Origin of the sequence: Proteus sp. TJ1640, assembly GCF_003144445.1 — a bacterium.
GTDB lineage: Bacteria > Pseudomonadota > Gammaproteobacteria > Enterobacterales > Enterobacteriaceae > Proteus > Proteus penneri.
Genome location: NZ_PENY01000027.1, coordinates 36182 through 60139, shown reverse-complemented (window position 1 = coordinate 60139; position 23958 = coordinate 36182). Strand labels below are relative to the sequence as shown.

The following is a 23958-nucleotide window of genomic DNA, read 5'->3' as shown; positions in this document are numbered from 1 at the left end:
GGTTAATTATTATCACATATCAGAATTTGTTAAAATAGCGACTAGTGCACAATTTATAACATTGATTAATACTTTCACTTTTGAGCTAGATCATACAAAATTCACAGCTAATCGCTAAATTATTGCCAGTGTTTGCCCTATGTATGACTATACTGGCAGTTAAACCATAAAATTAGATAAAAGAGACCAATGAAGGTCAGGAGTTTTCCACACCATGGCAACAATAAAAGACGTGGCAAAACGCGCAGGCGTATCAACCACGACTGTTTCTCATGTGATCAACAAAACCCGTTTTGTTGCTGAGAACACACGAGCAGCAGTTTGGGCTGCTATAAAAGAATTAAATTATTCGCCAAGTGCCGTTGCGCGTAGTTTGAAAGTCAATCACACCAAATCTATTGGCCTGTTAGCCACGTCCAGTGAAGCTCCTTATTTCGCTGAAGTGATTGAAGCAGTTGAAAATAGTTGTTATAGCAAAGGCTATACTCTGGTTTTATGTAACTCACATAACAATCTTGATAAGCAAAAAGCGTATTTAGCCATGCTGGCACAAAAACGTGTTGATGGATTATTAGTCATGTGTTCTGAATATCCTGATCACCTTCTAACTCTTTTAGAAGGCTATCGTAATATTCCCATGGTTGTCATGGATTGGGGAAAAGCGCGTGGTGACTTTACCGATACCATTATCGATAACGCTTTCCATGGTGGCTATATCGCAGGTCGTTACCTTATTGAGCGTGGTCATCGCGATATCGGTATTATTCCTGGACCATTAGAGCGCAACACTGGCGGTGGTCGTCTACAGGGCTTTCTAAAAGCTATGGAAGAAGCCAAAATCACAGTAAAAGATGAGTGGATTGTACAAGGTGACTTTGAACCTGAATCCGGTTATAAGGCGATGTATCAAATGCTAAACCAAAAACAACGCCCTACTGCAGTTTTTTGTGGCGGTGATGTCATGGCGATGGGTGCAATTTGCGCTGCGGATGAACTTGGTCTACGTGTTCCTCTAGATATTTCTATTGTGGGCTACGACAATATTCGTAATGCACGTTATTTTACACCTGCGCTAACAACCGTTCATCAACCAAAAGAGCGTTTAGGCCAAATGGCATTATCAATGTTGCTTGATCGCATCGTAAATAAACGCGAAGACGCCCAAACAATCGAAGTTCATCCGCGATTAGTTGAGCGCCGTTCAGTTGCCGATGGTCCTTTTATCGACTACCGTCGTTAATTCTTATCTATCCAGCTATCTGATTTCTAGCGAAGCCATTCCTCATTTAAGGTTTGGCTATCTCCAAGATAATCTAACAACCATGTCAAAGCAGGCGATTCACTTTTATCGACCCACGTCAGGCAGCATGGGCTGTCTGGCAATGGCTGTGCCAGTTGCAAAGTAACTAACTTTCCTTGAACTATCAATGGCTCAGCACGATGCCAAGGCACCATTCCTACACATAATCCTGCCAACAAACATTCAAGCCCCATATCCCACGTTGGTACAACCATTCTACGTTGGTTATTTAACGCCCAAGTGTCACGCTTTGGTAAACTACGTGATGTATCCTCTAAACATAGGCTAGGATAAGGTCGCATTTCATCATCCGTTAGTGGGTGTTCCGCTTTAGCTAATGGGTGATCAACATGACAAACACAGCGCCAAGGCATAAAACCCATATCCCTGAAACTATAACGTTCACCAATCGGTGACGCTCTTGTTGCACCAATGGCTAAATCAACACGACCATTAACTAAGGAGTCCCACACCCCATTAAACACTTCTGGGTAAACATACAACTCAATATCAGGAAAATGACGATAAAAATCGAGAATAAGTTGTTGTGTTCTTTCGGGTTTAACAATGCCATCAACTGCTATACTAAATTGACCACGCCACCCATTGGAAACCTGTTGACATAGATGTCGAGTGTCATTCATTTTTTTGATAACAGATCGTGCTTCTTTAATGAAAATTTTACCTGCATCGGTTAATTCTACATCACGGTGACGGCGCTCAAACAGAGGAACAGCAAGCCATTCTTCTAATTGCCGAACAGTGTAACTAACGGCGGATGGCACTCTGTGCAATTCTTGCGCAGCTGAGCTAAAACTTCCTGTTCTTGCAACTGCATCAACAACTTCTAAAGAGTATTCTGACCACATAGAGTTTATTCCTTTGAAAATTTTTCACAGCATTAACCAAATATTCCCGTTTCACAAGTAAAATAAGTCTTAGTTACAATACATAAAATGTTCTACATCACATAGCATAGAAAATAAAATGAATACTAAAACGTCCACACAATCAAAAACACCTATGAGCTTCATGGTGTACCTAGCTGGTTTGAGTATGCTAGGTTACTTAGCAATTGATATGTACTTGCCTGCATTCGGTATGATGCAGCGTGAACTCGCTATCAGCGAAGGCGCTATCAGTAATAGCTTAAGTATCTTTTTATTTGGTTTTGCTGTTGCTCAGTTACTTTGGGGACCACTTTCTGACAAAATAGGTCGAAAACCTATTCTTCTTATTGGGTTAAGCCTTTTCTCTTTAGGCTGTCTTGGCATGTTGTGGGTTGAAAGTGCAACAGGTTTACTTGCGATGCGCTTCTTACAAGCTTTTGGTGTCTGCTCTGCAGCTGTTATTTGGCAAGCTCTTGTCATCGACCGTTTCGATGAATCTCGCGCTCAGCGCGTTTTTGCTTTAATTATGCCACTGGTTGCGTTATCCCCAGCACTTGCGCCTTTAATCGGTGCATCATTATTAAACCATGGTGGCTGGCGTATGATTTTCATGCTGTTAATGGCGGTAACTTTAGTTTTGATGTTACCGACATTAATGCTGAAAAACATTAAACAAACATCCGTCACAGATGCAAACCAATCTTCTGCCTCATTTATGACTTTATTAAAATCCCCGCTCTACACTGGTAACGTATTAGTTTACGCGTCTTGTAGTGCAGGTTTCTTTGCTTGGTTAGCTGGCTCACCAATCATTCTTGAAAAAATGGGCTACTCTCCGCAGGATATTGGTTTAAGTTATATTCCACAAACTATTGCCTTTATGGTCGGTGGCTATGGTTGTCGTATTCTACTATCAAAAATGACGGGTAAAACATTATTACCACTGCTATTAATTGGTTATGCTGTTAGTATGACTGCATTATACCTTGTTGCTAAATTCACTGAACCAACATTAACCACGATCTTAATTCCGTTCTGTATTATGGCCGCAATGAATGGCGCTTCCTATCCAATCGCTGTATCTAATGCTTTATCGGCTTATCCTGAAATCAGTGGTAAAGCAGCCGCATTACAAAATGCGCTACAACTGGGTCTTTGTAGTTTAGCAAGTTTTATCGTGTCTGCATTTATCAGCCAGCATCCCCTAATTAACACTACTGCAATTATGGCGTTAACAGCGATCCCAATGGCAGTTGGCTACTTTATTCAGCGTAATAAATCTGTTGTCAAACACACAGTTCAAGCAACTGAATAACCCCCCTTTTATTTTAAGATAATTCTTAAAACGGCTATTTTATAAAAAATGGCCGTTTTATTTTATAGAGAAAAATAATTCACATATCTATACTTATCTAAACGCTTAACTGCGCTTTATCTATTTTCTTTCGGATTTTGAGGCATTAAACAAATTATTCGCTGATTATGTGAGATTAGTTGTTTTATTAATTCTATCCGTTCAATTCATATTGAACACAATACTATTTTAATACTATCTATCTACGCACATTCTTTCTTAGTTTATGTCTCTAAACCCGCTTAGTTTACGCCGGAGAATTTATGAGTACATCTTGTGTAGAAGAAGGCCGAAAGACCTCCAATGATCCTTATAAAAGGATTGCTATCGAACTATTAACTCATGCTGATATTCGAGTTAATGGTTCAGAACCTTATGATATTCAAGTTAATAATCAAAATTTTTATAAAAGAGTATTACAGCAAGGTTCACTTGGGCTAGGTGAAAGCTATATGGATGGCTGGTGGGATTGTGAACGACTAGATATATTTTTTCATAAAATTTTACGTGCAGGCCTTGAAAACAAGCTTCCTAAAAATCTACATGATATTTTCAGAATTGCGACAGCACGCCTTTTCAATTTACAAACACAAAAACGAGCTTGGATGGTAGGTAAAGAACATTACGATCTCGGTAATGATTTATTTATCGCCATGCTTGATCCTAATATGCAATATTCCTGTGGATACTGGAAACAGGCCGATAATTTAGCCCAAGCCCAAGAACATAAATTAGATTTAATTTGCCGAAAATTAGATCTAAAACCAGGAATGACCTTACTAGATATTGGCTGTGGCTGGGGAGGACTTTCTGCTTATGCGGCAAAACATTTTGGTGTTTCTGTCACAGGGGTTACTATTTCTATTGAACAACAGAAATTGGCACAAGAACGATGCCAAGGACTTGATGTTAATATTATTTTAGAAGACTACCGCGATTTACATGAACAATTTGATCGTATCGTTTCAGTCGGTATGTTTGAACATGTAGGACCTAAAAACTATGAAACCTATTTTGATGTGGTTCGTCGTAACTTAAAGGAAGATGGTCTGTTTTTATTGCATACCATAGGTTCTAATCGCGATAAAGTGAATGTAGATAGTTGGATCAGTAAATATATATTTCCTAATGGTTGCTTACCCTCCATCCAAAAAATTGCAAGTGCGATAGACGGTAAATTCGTAATGGAAGATTGGCACAATTTCGGTGCTGATTACGATAAAACCTTAATGGCATGGTATCAACGATTTTTAGCCTGCTGGCCAGACATTGAGTCAAATTACACGCCTCGTTTTAAGCGCATGTTTAGCTATTATCTAAATGCGTGTGCAGGTGCATTTAGAGCCAGAGATATTCAATTATGGCAAATTATGTTAAGCCCTAAAGGACAGATTGGTGGCTTACAAATTCCACGTTGATTTTTTCTTAAAAAAGCCAGTTTAATCAATAAACTGGCTTTTTAGTACCCTTTTTAGCGCAACACGTTAATAGTTAATTATGTGCTTCTTATTCCTTATTTTCATTTTGTTCGGTTGCTACTAACAAAGCTTTCTGCTGTGCCTGTTGTGCCATAACGCGCTCTACTGTATCTACAATCGCCTGAGTTTGAGGATCAAGTTCAATATTGACCTTATCACCAAGACGCTTACAACCTAATGTTGTTCTATCACGCGTTTCAGGAATTAAGTGTACACAAAAACGGTTATTAACCACATCGCCAACAGTTAAACTGATCCCATCAATACCGATAAAACCTTTGTGTAAAATATACTTCATTAATGCTTTATCAAAGATACGGAACCAGATTTGTAAGTTATTTTCTGATGTAATAATTTTGGCAACTTCAGCCGTTGTCACAATATGACCAGACATCACATGCCCACCAATTTCATCACCATATTTAGCCGCTCGCTCAATATTTACTTCAGAGCCGACTTTTAATTCACCAAGGTTAGTTAAACGTAATGTCTCTTTCACTAAATCAAAGCTAATATGTGTGCCTTCAATTTTAGTAACCGTTAAACAGCAACCATTATTTGCAACAGAAGCACCTGTTTCTAAATTGCTGATTAACTCGTTGGGTAATTCAATGATATGGGTACGAAAATCGCCTTTATCTTCGATAGCAATAACCCGCCCTTTCCCCTGAACAATACCTGTAAACATCTTACATCTCCTTGGGTCGATAAACTGGTAAACTCAATTTAGGTTTTATGCTATTCAGGATAACATAGCTCGTATTAATCCAAAGGAACAATTACCGTATTTGTTCCTTATTAATTATTGCCGTTCAATATAGCGTAAAAACACCTAATAAATTATCAAAATTCTGTGTTTAAAAAGCCTAATTTCTTTCGTTGCTAATTAAACTTTTATCATTAGAATAAGCGGTCTTGAGGATCTCTTTACGTCATTTAACAACGCGACGTTTGTTCTCCCCCTTTCTCGTTTTCTTATAATAAATAAAGGTGTATGCGTGCAGAAGTATATAAGAGAAGCGCGTAGCTTACTTGCTCTCGGTATCCCCGTTATCATCGCGCAATTTTCCCAAACAGCAATGGGAGTGGTTGATACTGTCATGGCGGGTGCTGTAAATGCCACAGAGATGTCGGCAGTAGCAGTAGGTACGTCTATTTGGTTACCAACGATTTTATTAGGCCAAGGCATATTAATGGCTTTAACACCAATCGTTGCACAATTAAATGGTTCAGGACAACGAAAACACATTGCTAATCGTACACAGCAAGGTTTTTGGCTCGCCACTTTCTTATCAATCATGGTAATTGCAATTCTTTATAACTGCCGTTTTATTATTGAAGCGCAGCATGATATCGAACCTGAATTAGCCGAAAAGGCCATTGGATTTATCCATGCCATTATGTGGGGAGCCCCTGGTTGCCTCTATTATCAGGTACTAAGAAGCCAATGTGAGGGATTATCGAAAACAAAACCCGGCATGATCATTGGCTTTATTGGATTATTGATTAATATTCCTGTTAACTATGCCTTTATTTACGGTAAATTTGGTGCACCACAATTAGGAGGAATTGGTTGCGGTGTTGCAACGGCCTCTGTTTTCTGGGCGATGTTCTTAATGATGCGTTATTACGTGCGCCGAGCACCGACACAACGTGACGTTATGCCAAAGAAACGTTTAGTAAGCCCTGATTTCCACATAATAAAACGTATTACTATTTTAGGCTTACCCGTTGGCCTAGCCTTATTCTTTGAAGTAACACTGTTTGCCGTTGTTGCATTATTAGTTTCACCTTTAGGCGTTACTGCAGTGGCAAGTCATCAAATTGCACTGAATTTTAGCTCGTTAATGTTTATGTTCCCCCTATCATTGGGAATAGCGGCGACAATCCGTGTTGGTCACAACTTAGGACAACGATCTACAGAACAAGCCCGTACTTCAGCGATTACAGCACTTGCTGTTGGGTTAATGTTAGCAAGTTGTACCGCAATTTTCTCTATCATTTTTAGAGAAAAAATCGCGTTAATGTACAACGATAATATTGAAGTGGTGACATTAGCGTCTCATCTTATGTTATTCGCTGCACTTTATCAGTTATCAGATTCAGTTCAGGTTATTGGCTCGGGTGTATTACGTGGGTATAAAGATACGCGCTCTATCTTCTTTATTACCTTTATTGCCTATTGGGTCATTGGTCTGCCTTCAGGTTATATCTTAGGGCGTACTGATTATTTTGTTGAAGCGATGGGCCCTGCCGGTTTCTGGATTGGCTTTATTCTTGGTTTAACCGCATCCGCGATTATGATGGGTTCTCGTATTTGGTGGATCCAGCGTCAATCTGATGAAGTGGTGTTATTACGCTCAGAGCGTTAAACAAAAAAGGTTAATTTGGCAAGAGAATGACACAAATATCAACAAATAGCTTTAAATACGAGCAGTTGAGTATAAAATTGTGTTTTTCCTCTTGCCAGAATCAGATCATCTCGTTAATATTCGTTCCCGTTGTTACCCAGAATAGATAATGCGTCCATAGCTCAGTTGGTTAGAGCACCACCTTGACATGGTGGGGGTCGGTGGTTCGAGTCCACTTGGACGCACCATTTATTTTTCAACAACATCTCAATACAGTGCGTCCATAGCTCAGTTGGTTAGAGCACCACCTTGACATGGTGGGGGTCGGTGGTTCGAGTCCACTTGGACGCACCATTTATTTTTCAACAACATCTCAATACAGTGCGTCCATAGCTCAGTTGGTTAGAGCACCACCTTGACATGGTGGGGGTCGGTGGTTCGAGTCCACTTGGACGCACCATTTCTCTTTTTTCTAATTTTTACTCATCTTACCTACCCTACAAAATAATTAATTTTGCTTGCAATATTTTATTGCGCAACAAAACGTTTAAAAAACAAGCAGTCAGCACCGTATTTTGATCACATCACTTAAATTTACCTTTTTTCGATTTTCTTCATAGAAATTAACCTCTATAATACAAAACATAATTTTGTTGAAAGGTTTCAGCGTATTGATTTACGGGCATCTTTAGAAAACAGAACAAATGAATCGTGATAGACTATAATGTAAGATGTCTACCAACCTTCGATACAAAATAGTGACAAGTTTTTTATGATGTTGCTGAATCATTAACATGTTGCGCAACTTATCCATTAGAGATGAGTTTATATATTCTGTTTCGCACAGTTGATTAAAAATAGCGACATTAATCCTTATTCATCCATTACAATACAACCATTAAATAGACTGCCATGAAAAAGACAAAAATTGTTTGCACCATCGGACCAAAAACCGAATCTGAAGAAAAACTGAATCAATTACTGGACGCAGGCATGAATGTTATGCGTCTAAATTTCTCTCACGGTGACTATGAAGAGCATGGCAACCGTATCAAGAACCTGCGTAACGTTTGCGCTAAAACAGGCAAAAAAGCTGCTATTTTATTAGACACTAAAGGCCCAGAAATCCGTACCATCAAATTAGAAGGTGGTAATGATGTCTCTTTAGTTGCTGGCCAAACTTTCACTTTTACCACAGACAAAACTGTCGTTGGTAACAAAGACCGTGTTGCTGTCACTTATGAAGGTTTCGCTAAAGATTTAACTGTTGGTAACACCGTTTTAGTTGATGATGGTCTTATCGGCATGAAAGTAACTGCTGTAACTGATACTGAAGTTGTTTGTGAAGTTTTAAACAACGGTGACCTAGGTGAAAACAAAGGTGTGAACTTACCTGGCGTTTCTATCGGTTTACCTGCATTAGCTGAAAAAGATAAACAAGATCTTATCTTTGGTTGCGAGCAAGGCGTTGATTTCGTTGCAGCATCATTTATTCGTAAACGTTCTGACGTAGAAGAAATGCGTGCTCACTTAAAAGCACACGGCGGCGAAAACATTATGATCATCTCAAAAATTGAGAACCAAGAAGGTTTAAATAATTTTGATGAGATCTTAGAAGCCTCTGACGGTATCATGGTTGCCCGCGGTGACTTAGGTGTTGAGATCCCCGTTGAAGAAGTTATCTTCGCACAAAAAATGATGATCGAAAAATGTAATGCGGCGCGTAAAGTGGTTATCACTGCAACGCAAATGTTAGATTCAATGATCAAAAATCCACGCCCTACTCGTGCTGAAGCAGGTGACGTTGCGAATGCTATCTTAGATGGTACCGATGCTGTTATGCTGTCAGGTGAAAGTGCGAAAGGTAAATACCCAGTAGAAGCAGTGACTATCATGGCAACTATCTGTGATCGTACAGACCGTATTATGCAATCTCGCCTTGATTACAAACAAACAACTGCAAAATTACGTGTAACTGAAGCAGTTTGTCGCGGTGCGGTAGAAATGGCTGAGAACTTAGATGCGCCTCTGATTGTTGTTGCAACTTTCGGTGGTAAATCAGCGCGTTCTATTCGTAAATATTTCCCAACTGCACCAATCTTAGCTTTAACAAATAACGAAGAAACTGCACGTCAGTTACTATTAGTTAAAGGTGTTACCACTCAATTAGTTAACGAAATCGCTTCTACTGATGACTTCTACCGTATTGGTAAAGAAGCAGCATTAGCAAGTGGTTTAGCTCATGCTGGTGAGCGTGTTGTTATGGTTACGGGTGCTCTAGTTGATAGCGGTACAACAAATACTTCATCTGTTCACGTTCTGTAATTTAGTAGTACGTCAATAGCTCAAACGCCACGGTTATCGTGGCGTTTTTTCTTCTCTTCCTATATTTTCTTCTATTCTACTGATTTTTCCTCTCTTACTGTCCATATTTCTTCTATGCTTTTAATAAACTATTTTATTAATGTAAGTAAAATAAGGATGTAAAATGTCTGCAATAAATGCCCATGCTTTTGCTTGTACTACCCTTGCTATTAAAGACAAGAAAAATCGCATTTATCATGGTAGAACAATGGAATTTTCAGTCGACAAACCAGCCTCAATATTTGCATATTATCCTAAAGCTCATACCTTCCAACAAAATGCCCCCGATGGTACCCCAGGATTAAAATATGCCGTTAAATACCCTTTTATCGCCATTACAGCACCAATTAATTTAGAAGGAACAAAAGACGTACTTGAAGGAGTCAATACAGAAGGGCTTTCTTTTAGCTTGAACATGCTCCCTGATTCAAAACTCGATGATCTTAGTCCTGAAAACTACGCAACCTCAGTGCCTATCGCAGCAATTGGTGAATGGGCTTTAGCACAATATGCAACTGTTGAAGAATTAAAACAAAACATCCCTAAAACAGCATTTTGGTCACAAAAGTTACTTCTATTACACAATTTACCCAGCCCTTTCCATTATGCTTTTTATGATAAAACAGGAGCCTGCATTGTTGTTGAAATTTCAGAAGGGAAATTGCGTATTTATGATAATCCGACTTACTGTATGACTAATGGCCCATTATTTCCATGGCATCTGACCAACTTAAATAATTATACTCATCTTTCTAATATTAATATTTCCACCAGCACACTTGGACATATTAAGGTAAGACAACCAGATAGTGGAATTGCGTTAGCAACATTGCCAAGCTCTGATACTTCTGTTGATAGATTTATTCGTGCTGTCTACTACACAACGTATTATCATCAAGTTTTTGATCAAGACACACAACTTGTTGAACTGGCGCATATTATGAATCGTTTTGATCGCCCTAAAAATTCTACAATCGATCCTTTACTAGGTCATAACACATTAAAAGCTCTTCATACAAGTGAGTTTTCGGTATGGACAACACTCACCGATTTAGAACGAGGGATACTCTTCTTTAGGGGATATAACGATCTCAACTTCCAAAAATTTACACTTGAGTCGTTTAAAAATGAGGTAGAACCTATTTTCATAAAAGTAAATTTAGGTAGTACTTTATAGCGATAAAGGTAAGTGACAATAAAATAATGCAGATAAAATGTTTTCTATCAGACTTTTATGAATAAAAATCTTTTGTGAAATAACACGCATTTTTTGTACTGAAGATTTGCGTTTTAAGTGTTATTTTTTCTATTGTTCAACTAATGGTTCAGTAGAATGCGGTAAATAAATCCAGCATTTTCTTATATATGTGCCATACTTGTTAATGGTTTCATATAAATGCTACTTGTTCCTTTACACAAACTAATAATAGAGGTTGTAACTATGAAAGCGAAACTTGTACTAGGTGCGGTAATTCTGGCTTCAGGCTTATTAGCGGGTTGTTCTTCTAGTAATAATGCACAATTAGATCAAATCTCTTCTGACGTAAGCCGCCTGAACACTCAAGTTCAACAACTAAGTAGTGATGTACAATCTGCTCGCGCTGAAGCTAAATCAGCTTACGATGAAGCGGCTCGTGCAAATCAACGTTTAGATAACCAAGTCACCACTTATAAAAAGTAATTTGACACACCGATAGGCTGAAAGCAGCTTAAGGTTATCATTAATCACAAAGCCCTAACAGTGTTAGGGCTTTGGTTTGTATTTTATTCCAGATCGTAATCTTTGAGGTGTTTTTGACGTTGAGTATTTATTTTAATTTTATATTCTATTTTTTCCTTCATTTTTTCTATCTGTAACTCTAATTCATTTTTATATTTTTTATTCATATTTTTAAGTAACGTCATAGCCTTACTGTTTTCTGTCGATTCGCTATTACTTTCAATAGTAGGATTTTTTTCAAGTAACGTCATAGCGTTATCGTTTTCAGTCGCTTCGCTATTACTTTTAATAATCAAATTATTAATTAATTCCAGTATCTGAAATTTTAATGAACTGTTATTAGTATAATTATCTGCCTGTTGATACAATTGATATAGTGTCGCCAGCATTATATTGACTGAACTATCAGAGTAACCCTCAGTGATTGAGAGATTCTTATCAGGTTGATTTAAAAGTTCACTTTGGATAAGATTGAATAAATTATTGACATCTTTAGTCAATGTTTTATGGGTTAACCTAGTACTAATGCGCCCGCTACCACTATCATTCAATTTTGTTACGTTTAATCTTTCATCTTCATTATTTTCTGTTTGTGTTGAGATCCGACAAATAAACTCGCCACATATTTTATTAATATTCTGTTGTCTTTTCGCTTCACTTCCAACAAAAAAAGTTTGTGTACTATTTTTTAGTACAGTGATTACATCTGCTAATTGGCTATATTTTTTTTCAATATTAGAAATAATACGATTAAAAGTATTAGTCACATTAGAAGCAACATTTACATTACTTTGCATAATATCTATTACCTTATATCAATAAAGAATCTATTTACATTAAAGACAATAGCCTTGATTTAATGTCAAAAATACGCCTTTTATCTAATTAGTTTGTTTTAACCCTTCTCTTTACATAAAAAAACAGATATCTAACAATCTGTTTTTTTTATGTTTTTCTATAATCTTGCGAAAAATTTAATTGATAGTGACATCCACAGGTATACCCGAGCGACGAATAAGCTCTGCATTGGCTTTATCTTTATTGACTTTGCCACTTTCATACCAAGCATTAAATTGCTTCGTAAATGTAAAAGGCATGGTTTGCGGATCGTCATCTTCATTACGTGATAGTGGTTGATGAACTTCAATAAATTGTCTACCGTCTGCAGTTTCAGTAAATTTAATCGGTTTATTGATAACCTGAACACGACTTCCTTTAGGTACTACATTAAATAATGTCTCAATATCATTTGGACGTAAACGAATACAGCCTGAGCTTACTCTTAAACCGATACCAAAATCAGCGTTAGTACCATGAATAAGGTATTCGCCTCGACTATGTGCCAATCTTAACGCATAAGCCCCCATAGGGTTTTCAGGACCAGCAGGAACAACCGCAGGTAATGTTATCCCTTTTGCCGCATAGTTTTTGCGAATATTCGCCGTTGGTGTCCAAGTAGGATCTTTTATAAGTTGAGAAATAGAAGTTACCATTTCAGGTGTTTCTCGCCCTAATTGACCAATACCAATAGGGTAAACATCAACTGTACCACCTTCTTTGGGGTAATAATAAAGGCGCAATTCTGCAAGATTGATTACAATACCTTTTCGCACGGTGTCAGGCAAAATCATCTGTAATGGAATAGTTAATGTTTTACCTGCATCAGGTAAAAGAGGATCAATACCAGGATTTGCTTCCATCATATTGAGCAATCCCACTTGGTATTCAGACGCAATAGCTTCTAGTGAGCGTTTATCATCGGGAACTATATATGAAACGTTTTCACCAATAATACGCTGGTCATCAGCAGGTAGTAGATATTCTGTCGCATAAGATAAGTGGCTACTCATCCCTAACAGCGATACTCCCAAAAGAGTTAACCATTTTTTCATCGTTTATCCCGTGTGTTAGAAATAAAATAAACTGACTATTATAATGATAACATTATCATTGTTATACTTTCATATAATAAGTCAGTTTAGAACATTAATGCGGGATCAGGTAACATTTATGCTACAGCGTATTCTGAAAAACGCTTAATTAATGTCGTAACCATCGCATGTAAACCCTGCGTACGAGAAGGTGTTAAGTGGCTTTCTAGTGCTAATGATGAAAAATAATGTTTTACATCCGTCGCTAAAGCTTGCTCAACTGTTTTACCTTGAAATAAGATAATAACCAAGGCGACTAGCCCTTTAACAATGCCAGCATCACTATCGCCAGCCAATACCAGTTGCTTATTCTCATTAAGAGAAACAGCAATCCAAACTTGGCTTTGGCAACCTTCAATAAAGTTAGCTGAAATGCGTTGTTCATCTGTTAAAGGAAGGAGACGCTCACCTAACTCCATCATATAAAGATAACGCTGTTCCCAATCTTGGCAACGAGAAAAATTGCGTAATAGTTTTGCTTCATCTGGCAAATTGGCAACTGCCATGAATAACCTCTTTTTTAATCTTTAACCTAATAACATTTCAACACGTAATAGCGCATTAACCAACGCATCGATATCATTTTTATTGGTATATAAGCCAAGAGATGCACGACACATCGCAGGAACTTGATAATAATCCATAATTGGCATCGCACAATGATGCCCAGTACGGATCGCAATACCATAATTATCAAGAAAAGCACCCACGTCATAAGCGTGATGTTTACCTAAATTAAAGGCTATCACACCTTGGCGAGAATCATTGCCATACAGCGTTAATGATTTTACTTTTTGTAGCTGCTTTTGAGCATACTTCATTATATGATTTTCATACTCAGCAATATTATTCATGCCTAAATTTGAAAGATAATCTAATGCAGCACCCAAGCCAATCATTCCAATTATATTCGGTGTTCCCGCTTCAAAACGCCAAGGTGCATCTGCGTAGGTAATATCACCATTAATATGGACATGCTTTATCATTGCACCACCGCCTTCCCAAGGCGGTAATTCATCCAGTATCTCTTTTTTGCCATACAACAAGCCAATACCAGTAGGCCCATAAAGTTTATGACCGCTACAAACAAAAAAGTCACAATCAAGTTGTGAAACATTAATTGTTCGATGCATTGCACTTTGAGCACCATCAACCAATATATGTAACTCCCCTCCTTGCTCAATAGCATATTGGCGAGCATCACGAATAATTTGAGCGATGGGATTCACTGTGCCCAAGACATTTGATTGATGCGTAATGCTGAGTAATTTAGTTCTTTCGTCGATTAAACGAGGTAATTGAGCTAAATCGAGTGTACCATCTTGTAATAACGGTAATACACGAACATTAAAGCCGCATTGTTTTGCCAACATATACCAAGGAACAATATTTGCATGATGCTCCATTTCTGTGATGATGATATTGTCACCATCATTTAAAAATCGTTGGCTATAAACATTCGCAATTAGATTGATCCCTTCCGTTGTTCCTTTAACAAAAACAATCTCTTCTTCGCTATGGGCACCTAAAAAATCACAAGCTTTTTTACGGACATTTTCAACTAATGTTGTCGCATTTGCACTTAACGTATGAATGCCGCGATGAACCGCGGCATATTGTGTTAAGGCAAACTGCTTTTCATGTTCAATGACGCAAGCTGGTTTTTGAGCACTTGCGGCACTGTCGAGGTAGACCAGTGATTTTCCTTTCACTTGCTGTGAAAGAATTGGAAAATCATCTCGCGCTTTTTCAATGGAATGCGTCATAATGCCTTATTTTATACCTCTAATAAGCGCTGATTGATTCTGTCTAATACAAGCGATTTAATCACACTATTTTCTATCGATTCAGTTAATTCAGCAGCAAATGCATGAATAATCATTTTACGAGCATCTGTTAAAGAAATACCGCGTGAACGCAAATAAAATAGTTGTTCATCATCAATTCGCCCCACAGTGGCACCATGGCTACATTTCACATCATCAGCATAGATCTCAAGCTGTGGTTTAGTATCAATTTGTGCTTTATCACCCAACAACAGATTATTATTAGTCATTTGACCGTCTGTTTTTAATGCTTGTGGCGTAACAGTGATCATACCGTTAAATACGGCCTTTCCTGCATCCATAGCAATACTTTTATGCAATTGGCGACTTTGGCAATTTTTCTCACCATGAACCAACCAAGTACGAGTATCTGCAATTTCACCTGCTTTAGGTAATACAACGCTATTCATCGAAAGCACTGTATTTTCACCTTTTAGCGCAGAACTCGTGTGATGACGGCTGAGTTTAGCACCCAATAAAAAAGCATAACTATTAACACGAGCATCACGACCTATCGTCAGATCGTTATGAGCAAAGTGCTGACTTACGCCATTCTCAAAACCTAATTTAATATGGTTAAAAGAGGCATTATCACCAATCGCTGCTGTTAATCTTGCACCTGTAAAATGACGGTTTTCGTTGTCACTGCTGATATAGTGTTCAATAACCTGCATTTGTGTATTAGCACCCACATCAAGGTGAAAACGATAATTTGCGTTATTCACCTCTGCACCACGCTCGCCTTGTGTAATATTAAGGATATAAAGCGGTTTATCCGCAATAACACCGTTTTTCAGGGTAATAAGCAAAGGATGTGGCGCTAAACTTTCAACTAAATGCAGGAAAATTTCACCATTGACGGCCTCAGGTAACTCACTCTGATTATCAAGTAACGTCACTTGATAAGGGCCAAACTCTTCACTGCTTTCTATTGGCGAAAACGTACCATTTACCATCACAACACGATAGCAATCAAGCGTTAAAGCATGTTTAGCAATGAGACTTTGCACATCAAAAGGTGGCAACTGTTGATAGCTTTGGCTTAACGTCTCATCTAATGGCGTATAGTGCCAATCTTCATGACGATAAACAGGAAAACCGACTTTCTCAACTTGCAACCAATGATTGCGAGCATTGAGATTATCGTCACCTTTACGTTGATGATATAATTCAGAAAACGTCTTTAGTGCTTGTTGATTACGTAGTTCAACTTGGCGCTGTTTTTCACGCTTTTCATTGAGGGTCAATAAGCCAGCCATAACCTTGTTCCTCCAATTTTTGCGCTAATGAAAAATCACCTGATTTAATGATTTTTCCCTGATAAAGCACGTGTACAAAATCAGGTTTAATATAATCAAGAATACGTTGATAGTGTGTTACAACAATAAACGCACGTTTACCATCACGTAGGCTATTAACACCATTAGACACGATTTTTAATGCATCAATATCAAGCCCTGAGTCGGTTTCATCTAAAATGCATAGTTCAGGCTCTAGTGCAGCCATTTGCAAAATATCGTTACGTTTTTTCTCACCACCTGAAAACCCCACGTTAACAGAACGTGTTAACAAATCTTGAGGCATATCCAGTAATTTGATTTTATCTTCAATAAAATCTTCAAAATCAAAGCGATCTAACGGCTCTTGCCCACGATATTCTCTTACTGCATTCACTGAAGATTGTAAGAAAAATTGATTACTAACACCGGGTATTTCAACAGGATATTGAAATGCCATAAAAATACCTTCACCTGCACGTTCTTCAGGTTCTAATTCTAATAAATCTTTATCTTTGAAAGTAATAGAACCTTCATCTACTTCATATTCTTCACGACCGGCAAGTGTTGCAGATAAGGTACTTTTACCTGAACCATTTGGCCCCATAATCGCATGAACTTCACCTGCACGAACTTGTAAATCTAGTCCTTTCAGGATTTCATTGCCTTCAACACTGACATGTAAATTTTTAATATCTAACATAATATATGCCTTCGGTATCGTTATACCCAGAATTTGATTAATACTTAACCAACGCTATGTTCTAAGCTGATTGCTAATAATTTTTGTGCTTCTACAGCAAATTCCAGCGGTAATTCTGAGAACACGTCTTTACAAAATCCGTTTACAATCATTGAGATTGCGTCATCTTCACTTAATCCACGTTGACGACAATAAAACAGTTGATCTTCACCAATGCGTGACGTTGTCGCTTCATGCTCAAGCTGTGCTGAGTTATTCATTACCTCAACATATGGGAAAGTATGTGCGCCACATTGCGTACCAATTAACATGGAATCACATTGTGTAAAATTACGGGCATTTTTTGCACTAGGAAGAACTTTCACAAGTCCACGGTAACTATTTTGACTTTTACCCGCAGAAATACCTTTAGAGATAATGGTTGATTTGGTATTTTTGCCAATATGGATCATCTTAGTACCGGTATCTGCTTGTTGATTACCATTAGTTAGAGCAACCGAGAAAAATTCGGCAGTAGAATTATCCCCTTTTAAAATCACACTTGGGTATTTCCAAGTGATTGCAGAGCCTGTTTCTGACTGCGTCCACGACATCTTGGCGTTTTCACCTTCACAGATAGCGCGCTTAGTTACAAAGTTAAGGATACCACCTTCACTATCGCCACCAGAGAACCAGTTTTGTACTGTAGAATATTTTACTTCAGCATCTTTATGGATAATGACTTCAACCACAGCGGCATGAAGTTGATAACTGTCACGAACCGGCGCTGAACAACCTTCGATATAGCTGACATAGCTGCCTTCATCAGCAACCAGAATAGTTCGTTCAAATTGACCTGTTTGAGCCGCATTAATACGGAAATAAGTCGATAATTCCATTGGGCAACGAATCCCTTTGGGAATATAAACAAAAGTTCCATCAGACGCGACGGCGGCATTCAGTGCAGCAAAGTAGTTATCATGGCTTGATACAACTGTGCCTAAATATTGGCGCACTAAATCAGGATATTCTTGAATAGCTTCGCTAAATGAGCAGAAAATAATGCCATGTTCAGCAAGCTCTTCGCGATATGTTGTAGAAACAGAAACTGAGTCAAAGATGGCATCGACAGCAACGGCTTGTCCTTCTCTTACAGGCACTCCAAGTTGGTTAAAGGCGTCTTCAACTTCTTGAGTTAAATAATCTTGTGAGGCTTGTTTATCACCCACTACCGTCTCATTTGTGCCACCAGCACAACTGCCATTAGCACAACATGAACTGCAAGATGGTGCAGAATAGTAGCTATAATCTTGATAATTAAGCGATGGATAATCCGCTTTTAGCCAATGTGGCTCTTCCATTTCTAGCCAATGGCGATAAGCATCTAAACGAAATTCCAGCATCCACTCTGGCTCGTTTCTTTTTGCCGATATTGCACGTACAACCGCTTCATTTAATCCTTTTTCTAAGGTATCGGTTGATATATCGGTATAAAAACCTTCTTTGTAATGGTGATCGCTTAGCCATCCCTGAACTTCATCACCAATTTCAACATTGCTCTGAGACATAATCTAACTTCACTATGTTATACCCCGAAGCTCTCACCACATCCGCAGACATTTTGAGCTTTAGGATTATTAAATTTAAACATTTGATTAAGTCCTTCACGAACATAATCAACAACCAACCCATCGATAAATGGCATTGCTTTTAATGAAACAAAGAGTTTTGCTCCATTATGTTCATAAACAAGATCATCGTCATTTGGGGCTGTAGCGAGTTCAATAACATAACCATACCCTGTACAACCAGAGGGTTTAATACTTAAGGAAAGCCCTTGTTTTTCAGGGTTTTTCTCAACCAAATGACAGATATGCTTTGCCGCACTATCCGTTAATACAATGCCTTGCCAAGCTGTGTCATCAAGAGAAAAAGTTTCAACATTGTTTGTCATTTCTGACCTCATTTCGAAAGGAGATTGATATCTTTCCTGACACTAATGGTAATGATAACCCTTATCACTTCAACCATGTCTTTTGAAAGGATATTCCATAAATGTGTGTTTTTTGTTCTATTTTTGCAATTAATTTGTTAATGGAAAATGTTAACACCATGTAATATAACACTTTTCTGTTCTTTGATTACAAAAAATAAAACTTTTAATTTTTCTTATATTTCGCACAATACGCACATAAGTTGCAGTATAAATGCACTTTATATGTTATCACTGAAATTTAGATAAAAAAGCATAAAAATGTGTTTTTACATACAGCTTATTAGCTCTGTTTACATTCATTTTTATGCTTATCATAAGGGACAAGATAGCACCACTTATGTGATAGCCTCTTATTGGATTGTGTGCTCTTTGTACTTATTTATTGATAGTGATGGTTTGAATATATTTATTTGTACATTCAAGGGTTTGGCTATTTTTTTGTTTGTTCGATAGGCTATTGAAATTACTAATCAATTGTAGTTGCCATACTCGATTCGTTTTAAGATCAGCCGCTAAAATACCTTCATAGCTGACATTTTCTTTTGCATATTTTCCTTCAAAAAAGACATGTCGACTTTCCACATTTGGGATAGTTAATGGTTCTATTGATGTGGATATTTCATTCATACCATCTATTATCGCAATATTATCAACAATGCCTTGTGCGCCTGCATCCACATCGTAACTCATTACATCGATCATTTTAAAATAAACCAAACGAACCTCTGTCAAATCACAAATAGGTTCTGATTTATAAACCATCATTTCTGTTGTGACATCCTGAACATTATCTGGTAATGATTTGAAATAATTTTCAGTATCTTCTCTGCTCATTGTAAATGAAGTGGGATAAGCCATATTAAAGCCAGAAACAGTTTGTACTGGAATATTACTTATATCATTACTCGTTTTAACGGTAGAATTATTATCACACCCACTGATTAATAAACCTGCAATTAATAATACTGTGGTGTTTAATTTAGAAATAGTTAACATTATCGATCGTCTTATCTTTTATTATGAAGATAATGATTATCATTAAAAATAAAATCTAAATAAAGAAATAGTTTTATTTTCTCTCTCTATTTTTATTCTTTTTGATATTATCTATAAAAATAAAAACGCACAAAACGAGTATTTCACTTTGTGCGTATATTTTTTATTCTTTAAGAAATAACAGATGTTGTTAATCTAGAAATACACACTTGACGACCTTCATCATCAAATATTTCTATTGACCAGACTTGGTGTGAACGTCCTAAATGAATAGGTTTGCATACCCCTCTTACCTTGCCTTCTCTCGCTGAGCGAATATGATTCGCATTGATTTCTAGCCCAACAATCTTTTGTTCGCCTTCGGTACAAAGATAACCCGCAACAGAGCCCAATGTTTCAGCTAAAACAACAGAAGCACCACCATGTAAAAGGCCTAAAGGCTGCTTAGTACGATGATCAACAGGCATTGTTCCTTCAAGATAATCATCTCCAAGACATGTTAATTCAATACCCAAATGGCTCATCATATTATTTTGACCAATATGATTAAGATGCTCAATTGTCGTTTCACGTTTCCATATCATGGCATAATCTCCAAAAGTGCCTGTAGTGGGTGTTTTAGCTCAACATTATCAATACGCTTCACCTGACTACGACAAGAATAACCGGTACTTAAACAACGCATTGTTGGTAATGTTTTTAGTGCATTACCCCATGAAAGCTGATAAATGCCCAACGAGTTTTCATAATTATTTAGTTCATGTCCATAAGTACCTGCCATTCCACAACATCCAGTACTCACAAATTCTAGTTGCTGCCCATAATGTTGGAAAATAGCCTGCCACTGTTTCATACTTTGTGGTAGCGCCGTCACTTCTGTACAGTGCCCGAAAAGATACCATTTTTCGGTATCATCACGAACAGCTATTGGCTCAGATACCAATTGACTTAACCATTCATGAACAAGTTGAACATTGAAATCACCACGCTTATCACCCAGTATTTCACGATATTCATCGCGATAACAAAGTACTAATGCAGGATCAACTCCCACCATAGGGATGCCTAATTTTGCAACACGATTAAGCATGATTGACGTTTTTTGCGCTGTTTTACTAAATTGCTGTAAAAAACCTTTAATATGTTGCGCTTTACCGTTAGGTGAAAATGGTAACAAGACAGGTTTAAATCCAATCTTTTCAATTAGCTTGATAAAATCGGCAACCACTTTTGCATCGTAATAACTAGTAAAAGGATCTTGTACCACCAGCACATGATGACTGCGTTGCTTTTCTGATAAATGTTCTAAATCTTCTAGCGTCATATCTAACGCGCTGTGCCCTGCCAATTGCTGTCTCAATGTAGGTGATGACAGCAAAGGTAAATCGACCATTCCTATAGTGTGCTTACTTAATGTTTGCACCAACGGTTGCTTCATAAAAAAATTAAAGAATTTAGGTGCTTTCGCCATAATCGGCGTTGTTAATTCAACATTAGCGACAATATGGTCTTTTAATGGACGTAAATAACGCTGGTGATAAAGCTCAGTAAATTTAGAACGAAAAGATGGCACATCAATTTTAATCGGACATTGCGTTGAACAAGCTTTACAAGCCAAACAACCATTCATAGCCTCTTTTACTTCATGAGAAAAGTCATATTCACCACGTTTAGCTTTCCATGTATTACGTGTTTTCTCAATTAAACCTCTTAAGCTAGGTTTATTATTTTCAAGGCTAGAACTAAGTTGTTTTGGACTAACGCCTTGCTCTGTTAATAAGCGTAGCCATTCTCTTACGAGTGCTGCTCGTCCTTTAGGTGAATGAATGCGTTGCCCACTAATTTTCATGGAAGGACACATTGGACTTTTGGCATCAAAGTTAAAGCAAAGCCCATTACCATTACAATCTAAAGCCCCTTTAAAATCTTGACGGACAGATAAAGGGATAGTGCGATCAAAAGTACCTCGTTTGATCGTATCCACTTGCTTCATCGGTTCATCAACCTCTAAAGGAGGACATATTTTCCCAGGATTTAATCTATTTCGAGGATCGAACACCGTTTTGATTTGACGTAGCTCATGATAGAGTGTTTCTCCGAAAAATTCGGGACTGTATTGCGCTCTAAAGCCTTTTCCATGTTCACCCCAGAGTAACCCACCATATTTAGCTGTTAACGTGACAATGTCATCTGAGATAGATTTCATCAATAATTCTTGCTGTGGATCGCACATATCAAGAGCAGGTCTTACGTGTAATACACCTGCATCGACATGCCCAAACATGCCATAATTGAGTTGATGACTATCCAGTAACGCTCTAAATTCTGTAATATAATCAGCAAGATGTTCTGGTGGTACGCAAGTATCTTCCACAAAAGGAATGGGCTTTGCTTGCCCTTTTGCGTTACCTAATAAACCAACCGCTTTTTTACGCATGGCATAAATACGGTTAATATCTGCCAAGTCCTCACAGACTTGATAACCGATCACCCCGCTCTGACCCTCTTTCATTAATGAATCTAAGCGTTGGCATAATGAGGCGACTTGTGAAGCGATAAGATCTTTATCATCACCCGCAAATTCAACAATATTAAGGCCTTGCATATCTTTATCAGGTATATCAGTAATCAACTCTTTAACGGAGTGCCAAACAATATCTTCACGAGCGAGATTTAATACTTTGGAATCAACAGTTTCAACAGACAATGCATTTGCTTTAACTAAAAAAGGCGCATTACGCAATGCTGAATCAAAAGAGTCATATTTTACATTCACTAAGCTACGTTGTTTAGGAATTGGCGTGATATCCAACGTTGCTTCAGTAATAAAAGCCAGTGTGCCCTCTGAACCGGTTAAAATTCGGGTTAAATCAAAGCGTTTCATGTCATCACTAAAAACATGACGCAAATCATATCCGGTTAAAAAGCGGTTTAATTTAGGGAATTTTTCAAGAATAAGTTTTCGTTGCTCTTTGCAACGGGATAAAACAGTTCGATAAACCTTCCCAATAGCAGAGCTTTCTTGTGCAATATTCTCGGCTAATGCGGTATCCATAGCACGAGTTTCAAGAAGTTCGCCACCTAACAAGACCGCCCGAATACCAAGGACATGATCAGAGGTTTTACCATAAACCATAGAACCTTGCCCTGAGGCATCAGTGTTAATCATTCCACCTAATGTGGCGCGGTTACTGGTAGAAAGTTCTGGTGCAAAAAAGAAGCCATAAGGTTTTAAAAAAAGATTAAGCTCATCTTTTATCACTCCTGCTTCCACTTTCACCCAACGTTCTTCTGGGTTTATCTCAATGATACGTTTCATATAGCGAGATAAATCGACGACGATACCATCTGTTAAAGCCTGCCCATTAGTACCTGTACCACCCCCTCTTGGTGTCAAAGAAAGCGAATGAAATTTGGGTTCATCGACCAGACGTGCAACAATAGTTACGTCAGCTGTTGAGCGAGGAAAAACCACCGCCTGTGGCAATAACTGGTAAATACTATTATCTGTTGCCATAGTGAGTCTGTCAGCATAACTGCTGGAGATATCACCGGTGAAACCGTTTTTTCGAAGAGTATCAAGAAATTCTGTTGTGAGTTCACTAACTTGCGGTGCTTGCGATATACGTGGGATCATTTGTTATAGCTCTTTAATATAATTGTCCACATTGCTTAATTTTAGATGTTGAAATGTATACTAAGAGGTACTTCGCCTCATTTTGTACTTTCAGACCTATACCTGTTCACCTTATCATACAATTCTGGCAAATTGCGTAGTGATATAAACAACGTG

General features: G+C 37.8%; 20 protein-coding genes and 3 tRNA genes. 10 read left to right on the top strand and 13 right to left on the bottom strand.

The genetic code is table 11. The features are described 5' to 3' along the window. Window positions 1-214: 214 nt before the first annotated feature. Window positions 215-1240, top strand: a complete 1026-nt coding sequence (purR, locus tag DK861_RS12660; RefSeq protein WP_072062547.1) for an HTH-type transcriptional repressor PurR — start codon at window positions 215-217, stop codon at window positions 1238-1240. Window positions 1241-1266: 26 nt separating this feature from the next. On the opposite strand, the gene punR is transcribed toward purR, so the two are convergent. Continuing rightward, window positions 1267-2169 (bottom strand): DNA-binding transcriptional activator PunR, encoded by a 903-nt coding sequence (gene punR / locus DK861_RS12655; RefSeq protein WP_006537046.1) that lies wholly within the window; start codon window positions 2167-2169, stop codon window positions 1267-1269. 118 nt (window positions 2170-2287) lie between these two features. On the opposite strand from punR, the gene punC reads away from it, so the two are divergent. Together punC and cfa are read left to right on the top strand one after the other, a co-directional pair. Continuing rightward, on the top strand, window positions 2288-3505 hold the full coding sequence (punC, locus tag DK861_RS12650) for a purine nucleoside transporter PunC (RefSeq protein ID WP_109400340.1): 1218 nt from the start codon (window positions 2288-2290) through the stop codon (window positions 3503-3505). Between the two features lie 302 nt (window positions 3506-3807). Beyond that, on the top strand, window positions 3808-4962 hold the full coding sequence (gene cfa / locus DK861_RS12645) for a cyclopropane fatty acyl phospholipid synthase (protein ID WP_006537049.1): 1155 nt from the start codon (window positions 3808-3810) through the stop codon (window positions 4960-4962). Window positions 4963-5050: 88 nt separating this feature from the next. Here the strand turns inward: cfa and DK861_RS12640 are convergent, their stop codons facing one another. Further along, on the bottom strand, window positions 5051-5710 hold the full coding sequence (locus DK861_RS12640) for a riboflavin synthase subunit alpha (protein WP_109400339.1): 660 nt from the start codon (window positions 5708-5710) through the stop codon (window positions 5051-5053). A 310-nt stretch (window positions 5711-6020) separates the two neighbouring features. Here DK861_RS12640 and DK861_RS12635 point away from each other — a divergent pair, with 310 nt between their 5' ends. The 7 genes from DK861_RS12635 (at window position 6021) to DK861_RS12605 (ending at window position 11418) form a co-directional block, all read left to right on the top strand. Next, window positions 6021-7394 (top strand): MATE family efflux transporter, encoded by a 1374-nt coding sequence (locus DK861_RS12635; protein ID WP_109400338.1) that lies wholly within the window; start codon window positions 6021-6023, stop codon window positions 7392-7394. 150 nt (window positions 7395-7544) lie between these two features. Next, window positions 7545-7621 (top strand) — tRNA-Val (locus DK861_RS12630). A 29-nt stretch (window positions 7622-7650) separates the two neighbouring features. Further along, a tRNA-Val gene (locus tag DK861_RS12625) sits at window positions 7651-7727 on the top strand. Window positions 7728-7756: 29 nt separating this feature from the next. Beyond that, window positions 7757-7833 (top strand) — tRNA-Val (locus tag DK861_RS12620). A gap of 452 nt (window positions 7834-8285) precedes the next feature. Next, window positions 8286-9698 carry a pyruvate kinase PykF gene (pykF, locus tag DK861_RS12615; RefSeq protein ID WP_006537052.1) on the top strand — a complete coding sequence of 471 codons (1413 nt, stop codon included), beginning with the start codon at window positions 8286-8288 and terminating at the stop codon, window positions 9696-9698. 163 nt (window positions 9699-9861) lie between these two features. Continuing rightward, a complete protein-coding gene (locus DK861_RS12610) occupies window positions 9862-10914 on the top strand; it encodes a linear amide C-N hydrolase (protein WP_109400337.1) in 1053 nt (350 codons plus the stop codon). A 264-nt stretch (window positions 10915-11178) separates the two neighbouring features. Further along, on the top strand, window positions 11179-11418 hold the full coding sequence (locus tag DK861_RS12605; RefSeq protein ID WP_069369313.1) for an Lpp/OprI family alanine-zipper lipoprotein: 240 nt from the start codon (window positions 11179-11181) through the stop codon (window positions 11416-11418). Between the two features lie 83 nt (window positions 11419-11501). On the opposite strand, the gene DK861_RS12600 is transcribed toward DK861_RS12605, so the two are convergent. The 11 genes from DK861_RS12600 to DK861_RS12550 form a co-directional block, all read right to left on the bottom strand. Continuing rightward, window positions 11502-12254 carry a hypothetical protein gene (locus tag DK861_RS12600; protein ID WP_109400336.1) on the bottom strand — a complete coding sequence of 251 codons (753 nt, stop codon included), beginning with the start codon at window positions 12252-12254 and terminating at the stop codon, window positions 11502-11504. Window positions 12255-12431: 177 nt separating this feature from the next. Then, on the bottom strand, window positions 12432-13349 hold the full coding sequence (locus DK861_RS12595) for a L,D-transpeptidase family protein (protein ID WP_109400335.1): 918 nt from the start codon (window positions 13347-13349) through the stop codon (window positions 12432-12434). A gap of 116 nt (window positions 13350-13465) precedes the next feature. Next, window positions 13466-13894 (bottom strand): cysteine desulfuration protein SufE, encoded by a 429-nt coding sequence (gene sufE, locus DK861_RS12590; RefSeq protein WP_109400334.1) that lies wholly within the window; start codon window positions 13892-13894, stop codon window positions 13466-13468. A 21-nt stretch (window positions 13895-13915) separates the two neighbouring features. Next, window positions 13916-15154 (bottom strand): cysteine desulfurase SufS, encoded by a 1239-nt coding sequence (sufS, locus tag DK861_RS12585; protein ID WP_204101270.1) that lies wholly within the window; start codon window positions 15152-15154, stop codon window positions 13916-13918. Window positions 15155-15165: 11 nt separating this feature from the next. Next, window positions 15166-16473 carry a Fe-S cluster assembly protein SufD gene (gene sufD, locus DK861_RS12580; RefSeq protein ID WP_109400332.1) on the bottom strand — a complete coding sequence of 436 codons (1308 nt, stop codon included), beginning with the start codon at window positions 16471-16473 and terminating at the stop codon, window positions 15166-15168. Continuing rightward, a complete protein-coding gene (sufC, locus tag DK861_RS12575; RefSeq protein ID WP_109400331.1) occupies window positions 16448-17194 on the bottom strand; it encodes a Fe-S cluster assembly ATPase SufC in 747 nt (248 codons plus the stop codon). Before sufC ends, sufD begins: the two co-directional genes overlap by 26 nt. Window positions 17195-17238: 44 nt before the next feature. Then, window positions 17239-18741, bottom strand: a complete 1503-nt coding sequence (sufB, locus tag DK861_RS12570; RefSeq protein ID WP_072062557.1) for a Fe-S cluster assembly protein SufB — start codon at window positions 18739-18741, stop codon at window positions 17239-17241. A gap of 17 nt (window positions 18742-18758) precedes the next feature. After that, on the bottom strand, window positions 18759-19127 hold the full coding sequence (sufA, locus tag DK861_RS12565) for a Fe-S cluster assembly scaffold SufA (protein WP_072062558.1): 369 nt from the start codon (window positions 19125-19127) through the stop codon (window positions 18759-18761). Window positions 19128-19544: 417 nt separating this feature from the next. Beyond that, entirely contained in the window at window positions 19545-20165 is a 621-nt protein-coding gene (locus DK861_RS12560; protein ID WP_109400330.1) for a hypothetical protein, read from the bottom strand. 170 nt (window positions 20166-20335) lie between these two features. Further along, a complete protein-coding gene (gene menI, locus DK861_RS12555) occupies window positions 20336-20749 on the bottom strand; it encodes a 1,4-dihydroxy-2-naphthoyl-CoA hydrolase (RefSeq protein WP_006537067.1) in 414 nt (137 codons plus the stop codon). Continuing rightward, on the bottom strand, window positions 20746-23802 hold the full coding sequence (locus DK861_RS12550) for an FAD-binding and (Fe-S)-binding domain-containing protein (RefSeq protein ID WP_072062560.1): 3057 nt from the start codon (window positions 23800-23802) through the stop codon (window positions 20746-20748). The genes menI and DK861_RS12550 overlap by 4 nt, the downstream gene beginning before the upstream one ends. Window positions 23803-23958 lie beyond the last annotated feature (156 nt).

Coding starts and splice junctions, on each gene's coding strand:
- purR (WP_072062547.1), top strand. CDS start 215: ATGGCAACAATAAAAGACGTGGCAAAACGCGCAGGCGTATCAACCACG.
- punR (WP_006537046.1), bottom strand. CDS start 2,169: ATGTGGTCAGAATACTCTTTAGAAGTTGTTGATGCAGTTGCAAGAACA.
- punC (WP_109400340.1), top strand. CDS start 2,288: ATGAATACTAAAACGTCCACACAATCAAAAACACCTATGAGCTTCATG.
- cfa (WP_006537049.1), top strand. CDS start 3,808: ATGAGTACATCTTGTGTAGAAGAAGGCCGAAAGACCTCCAATGATCCT.
- DK861_RS12640 (WP_109400339.1), bottom strand. CDS start 5,710: ATGTTTACAGGTATTGTTCAGGGGAAAGGGCGGGTTATTGCTATCGAA.
- pykF (WP_006537052.1), top strand. CDS start 8,286: ATGAAAAAGACAAAAATTGTTTGCACCATCGGACCAAAAACCGAATCT.
- DK861_RS12610 (WP_109400337.1), top strand. CDS start 9,862: ATGTCTGCAATAAATGCCCATGCTTTTGCTTGTACTACCCTTGCTATT.
- DK861_RS12605 (WP_069369313.1), top strand. CDS start 11,179: ATGAAAGCGAAACTTGTACTAGGTGCGGTAATTCTGGCTTCAGGCTTA.
- DK861_RS12600 (WP_109400336.1), bottom strand. CDS start 12,254: ATGCAAAGTAATGTAAATGTTGCTTCTAATGTGACTAATACTTTTAAT.
- DK861_RS12595 (WP_109400335.1), bottom strand. CDS start 13,349: ATGAAAAAATGGTTAACTCTTTTGGGAGTATCGCTGTTAGGGATGAGT.
- sufE (WP_109400334.1), bottom strand. CDS start 13,894: ATGGCAGTTGCCAATTTGCCAGATGAAGCAAAACTATTACGCAATTTT.
- sufS (WP_204101270.1), bottom strand. CDS start 15,154: ATGACGCATTCCATTGAAAAAGCGCGAGATGATTTTCCAATTCTTTCA.
- sufD (WP_109400332.1), bottom strand. CDS start 16,473: ATGGCTGGCTTATTGACCCTCAATGAAAAGCGTGAAAAACAGCGCCAA.
- sufC (WP_109400331.1), bottom strand. CDS start 17,194: ATGTTAGATATTAAAAATTTACATGTCAGTGTTGAAGGCAATGAAATC.
- sufB (WP_072062557.1), bottom strand. CDS start 18,741: ATGTCTCAGAGCAATGTTGAAATTGGTGATGAAGTTCAGGGATGGCTA.
- sufA (WP_072062558.1), bottom strand. CDS start 19,127: ATGACAAACAATGTTGAAACTTTTTCTCTTGATGACACAGCTTGGCAA.
- DK861_RS12560 (WP_109400330.1), bottom strand. CDS start 20,165: ATGTTAACTATTTCTAAATTAAACACCACAGTATTATTAATTGCAGGT.
- menI (WP_006537067.1), bottom strand. CDS start 20,749: ATGATATGGAAACGTGAAACGACAATTGAGCATCTTAATCATATTGGT.
- DK861_RS12550 (WP_072062560.1), bottom strand. CDS start 23,802: ATGATCCCACGTATATCGCAAGCACCGCAAGTTAGTGAACTCACAACA.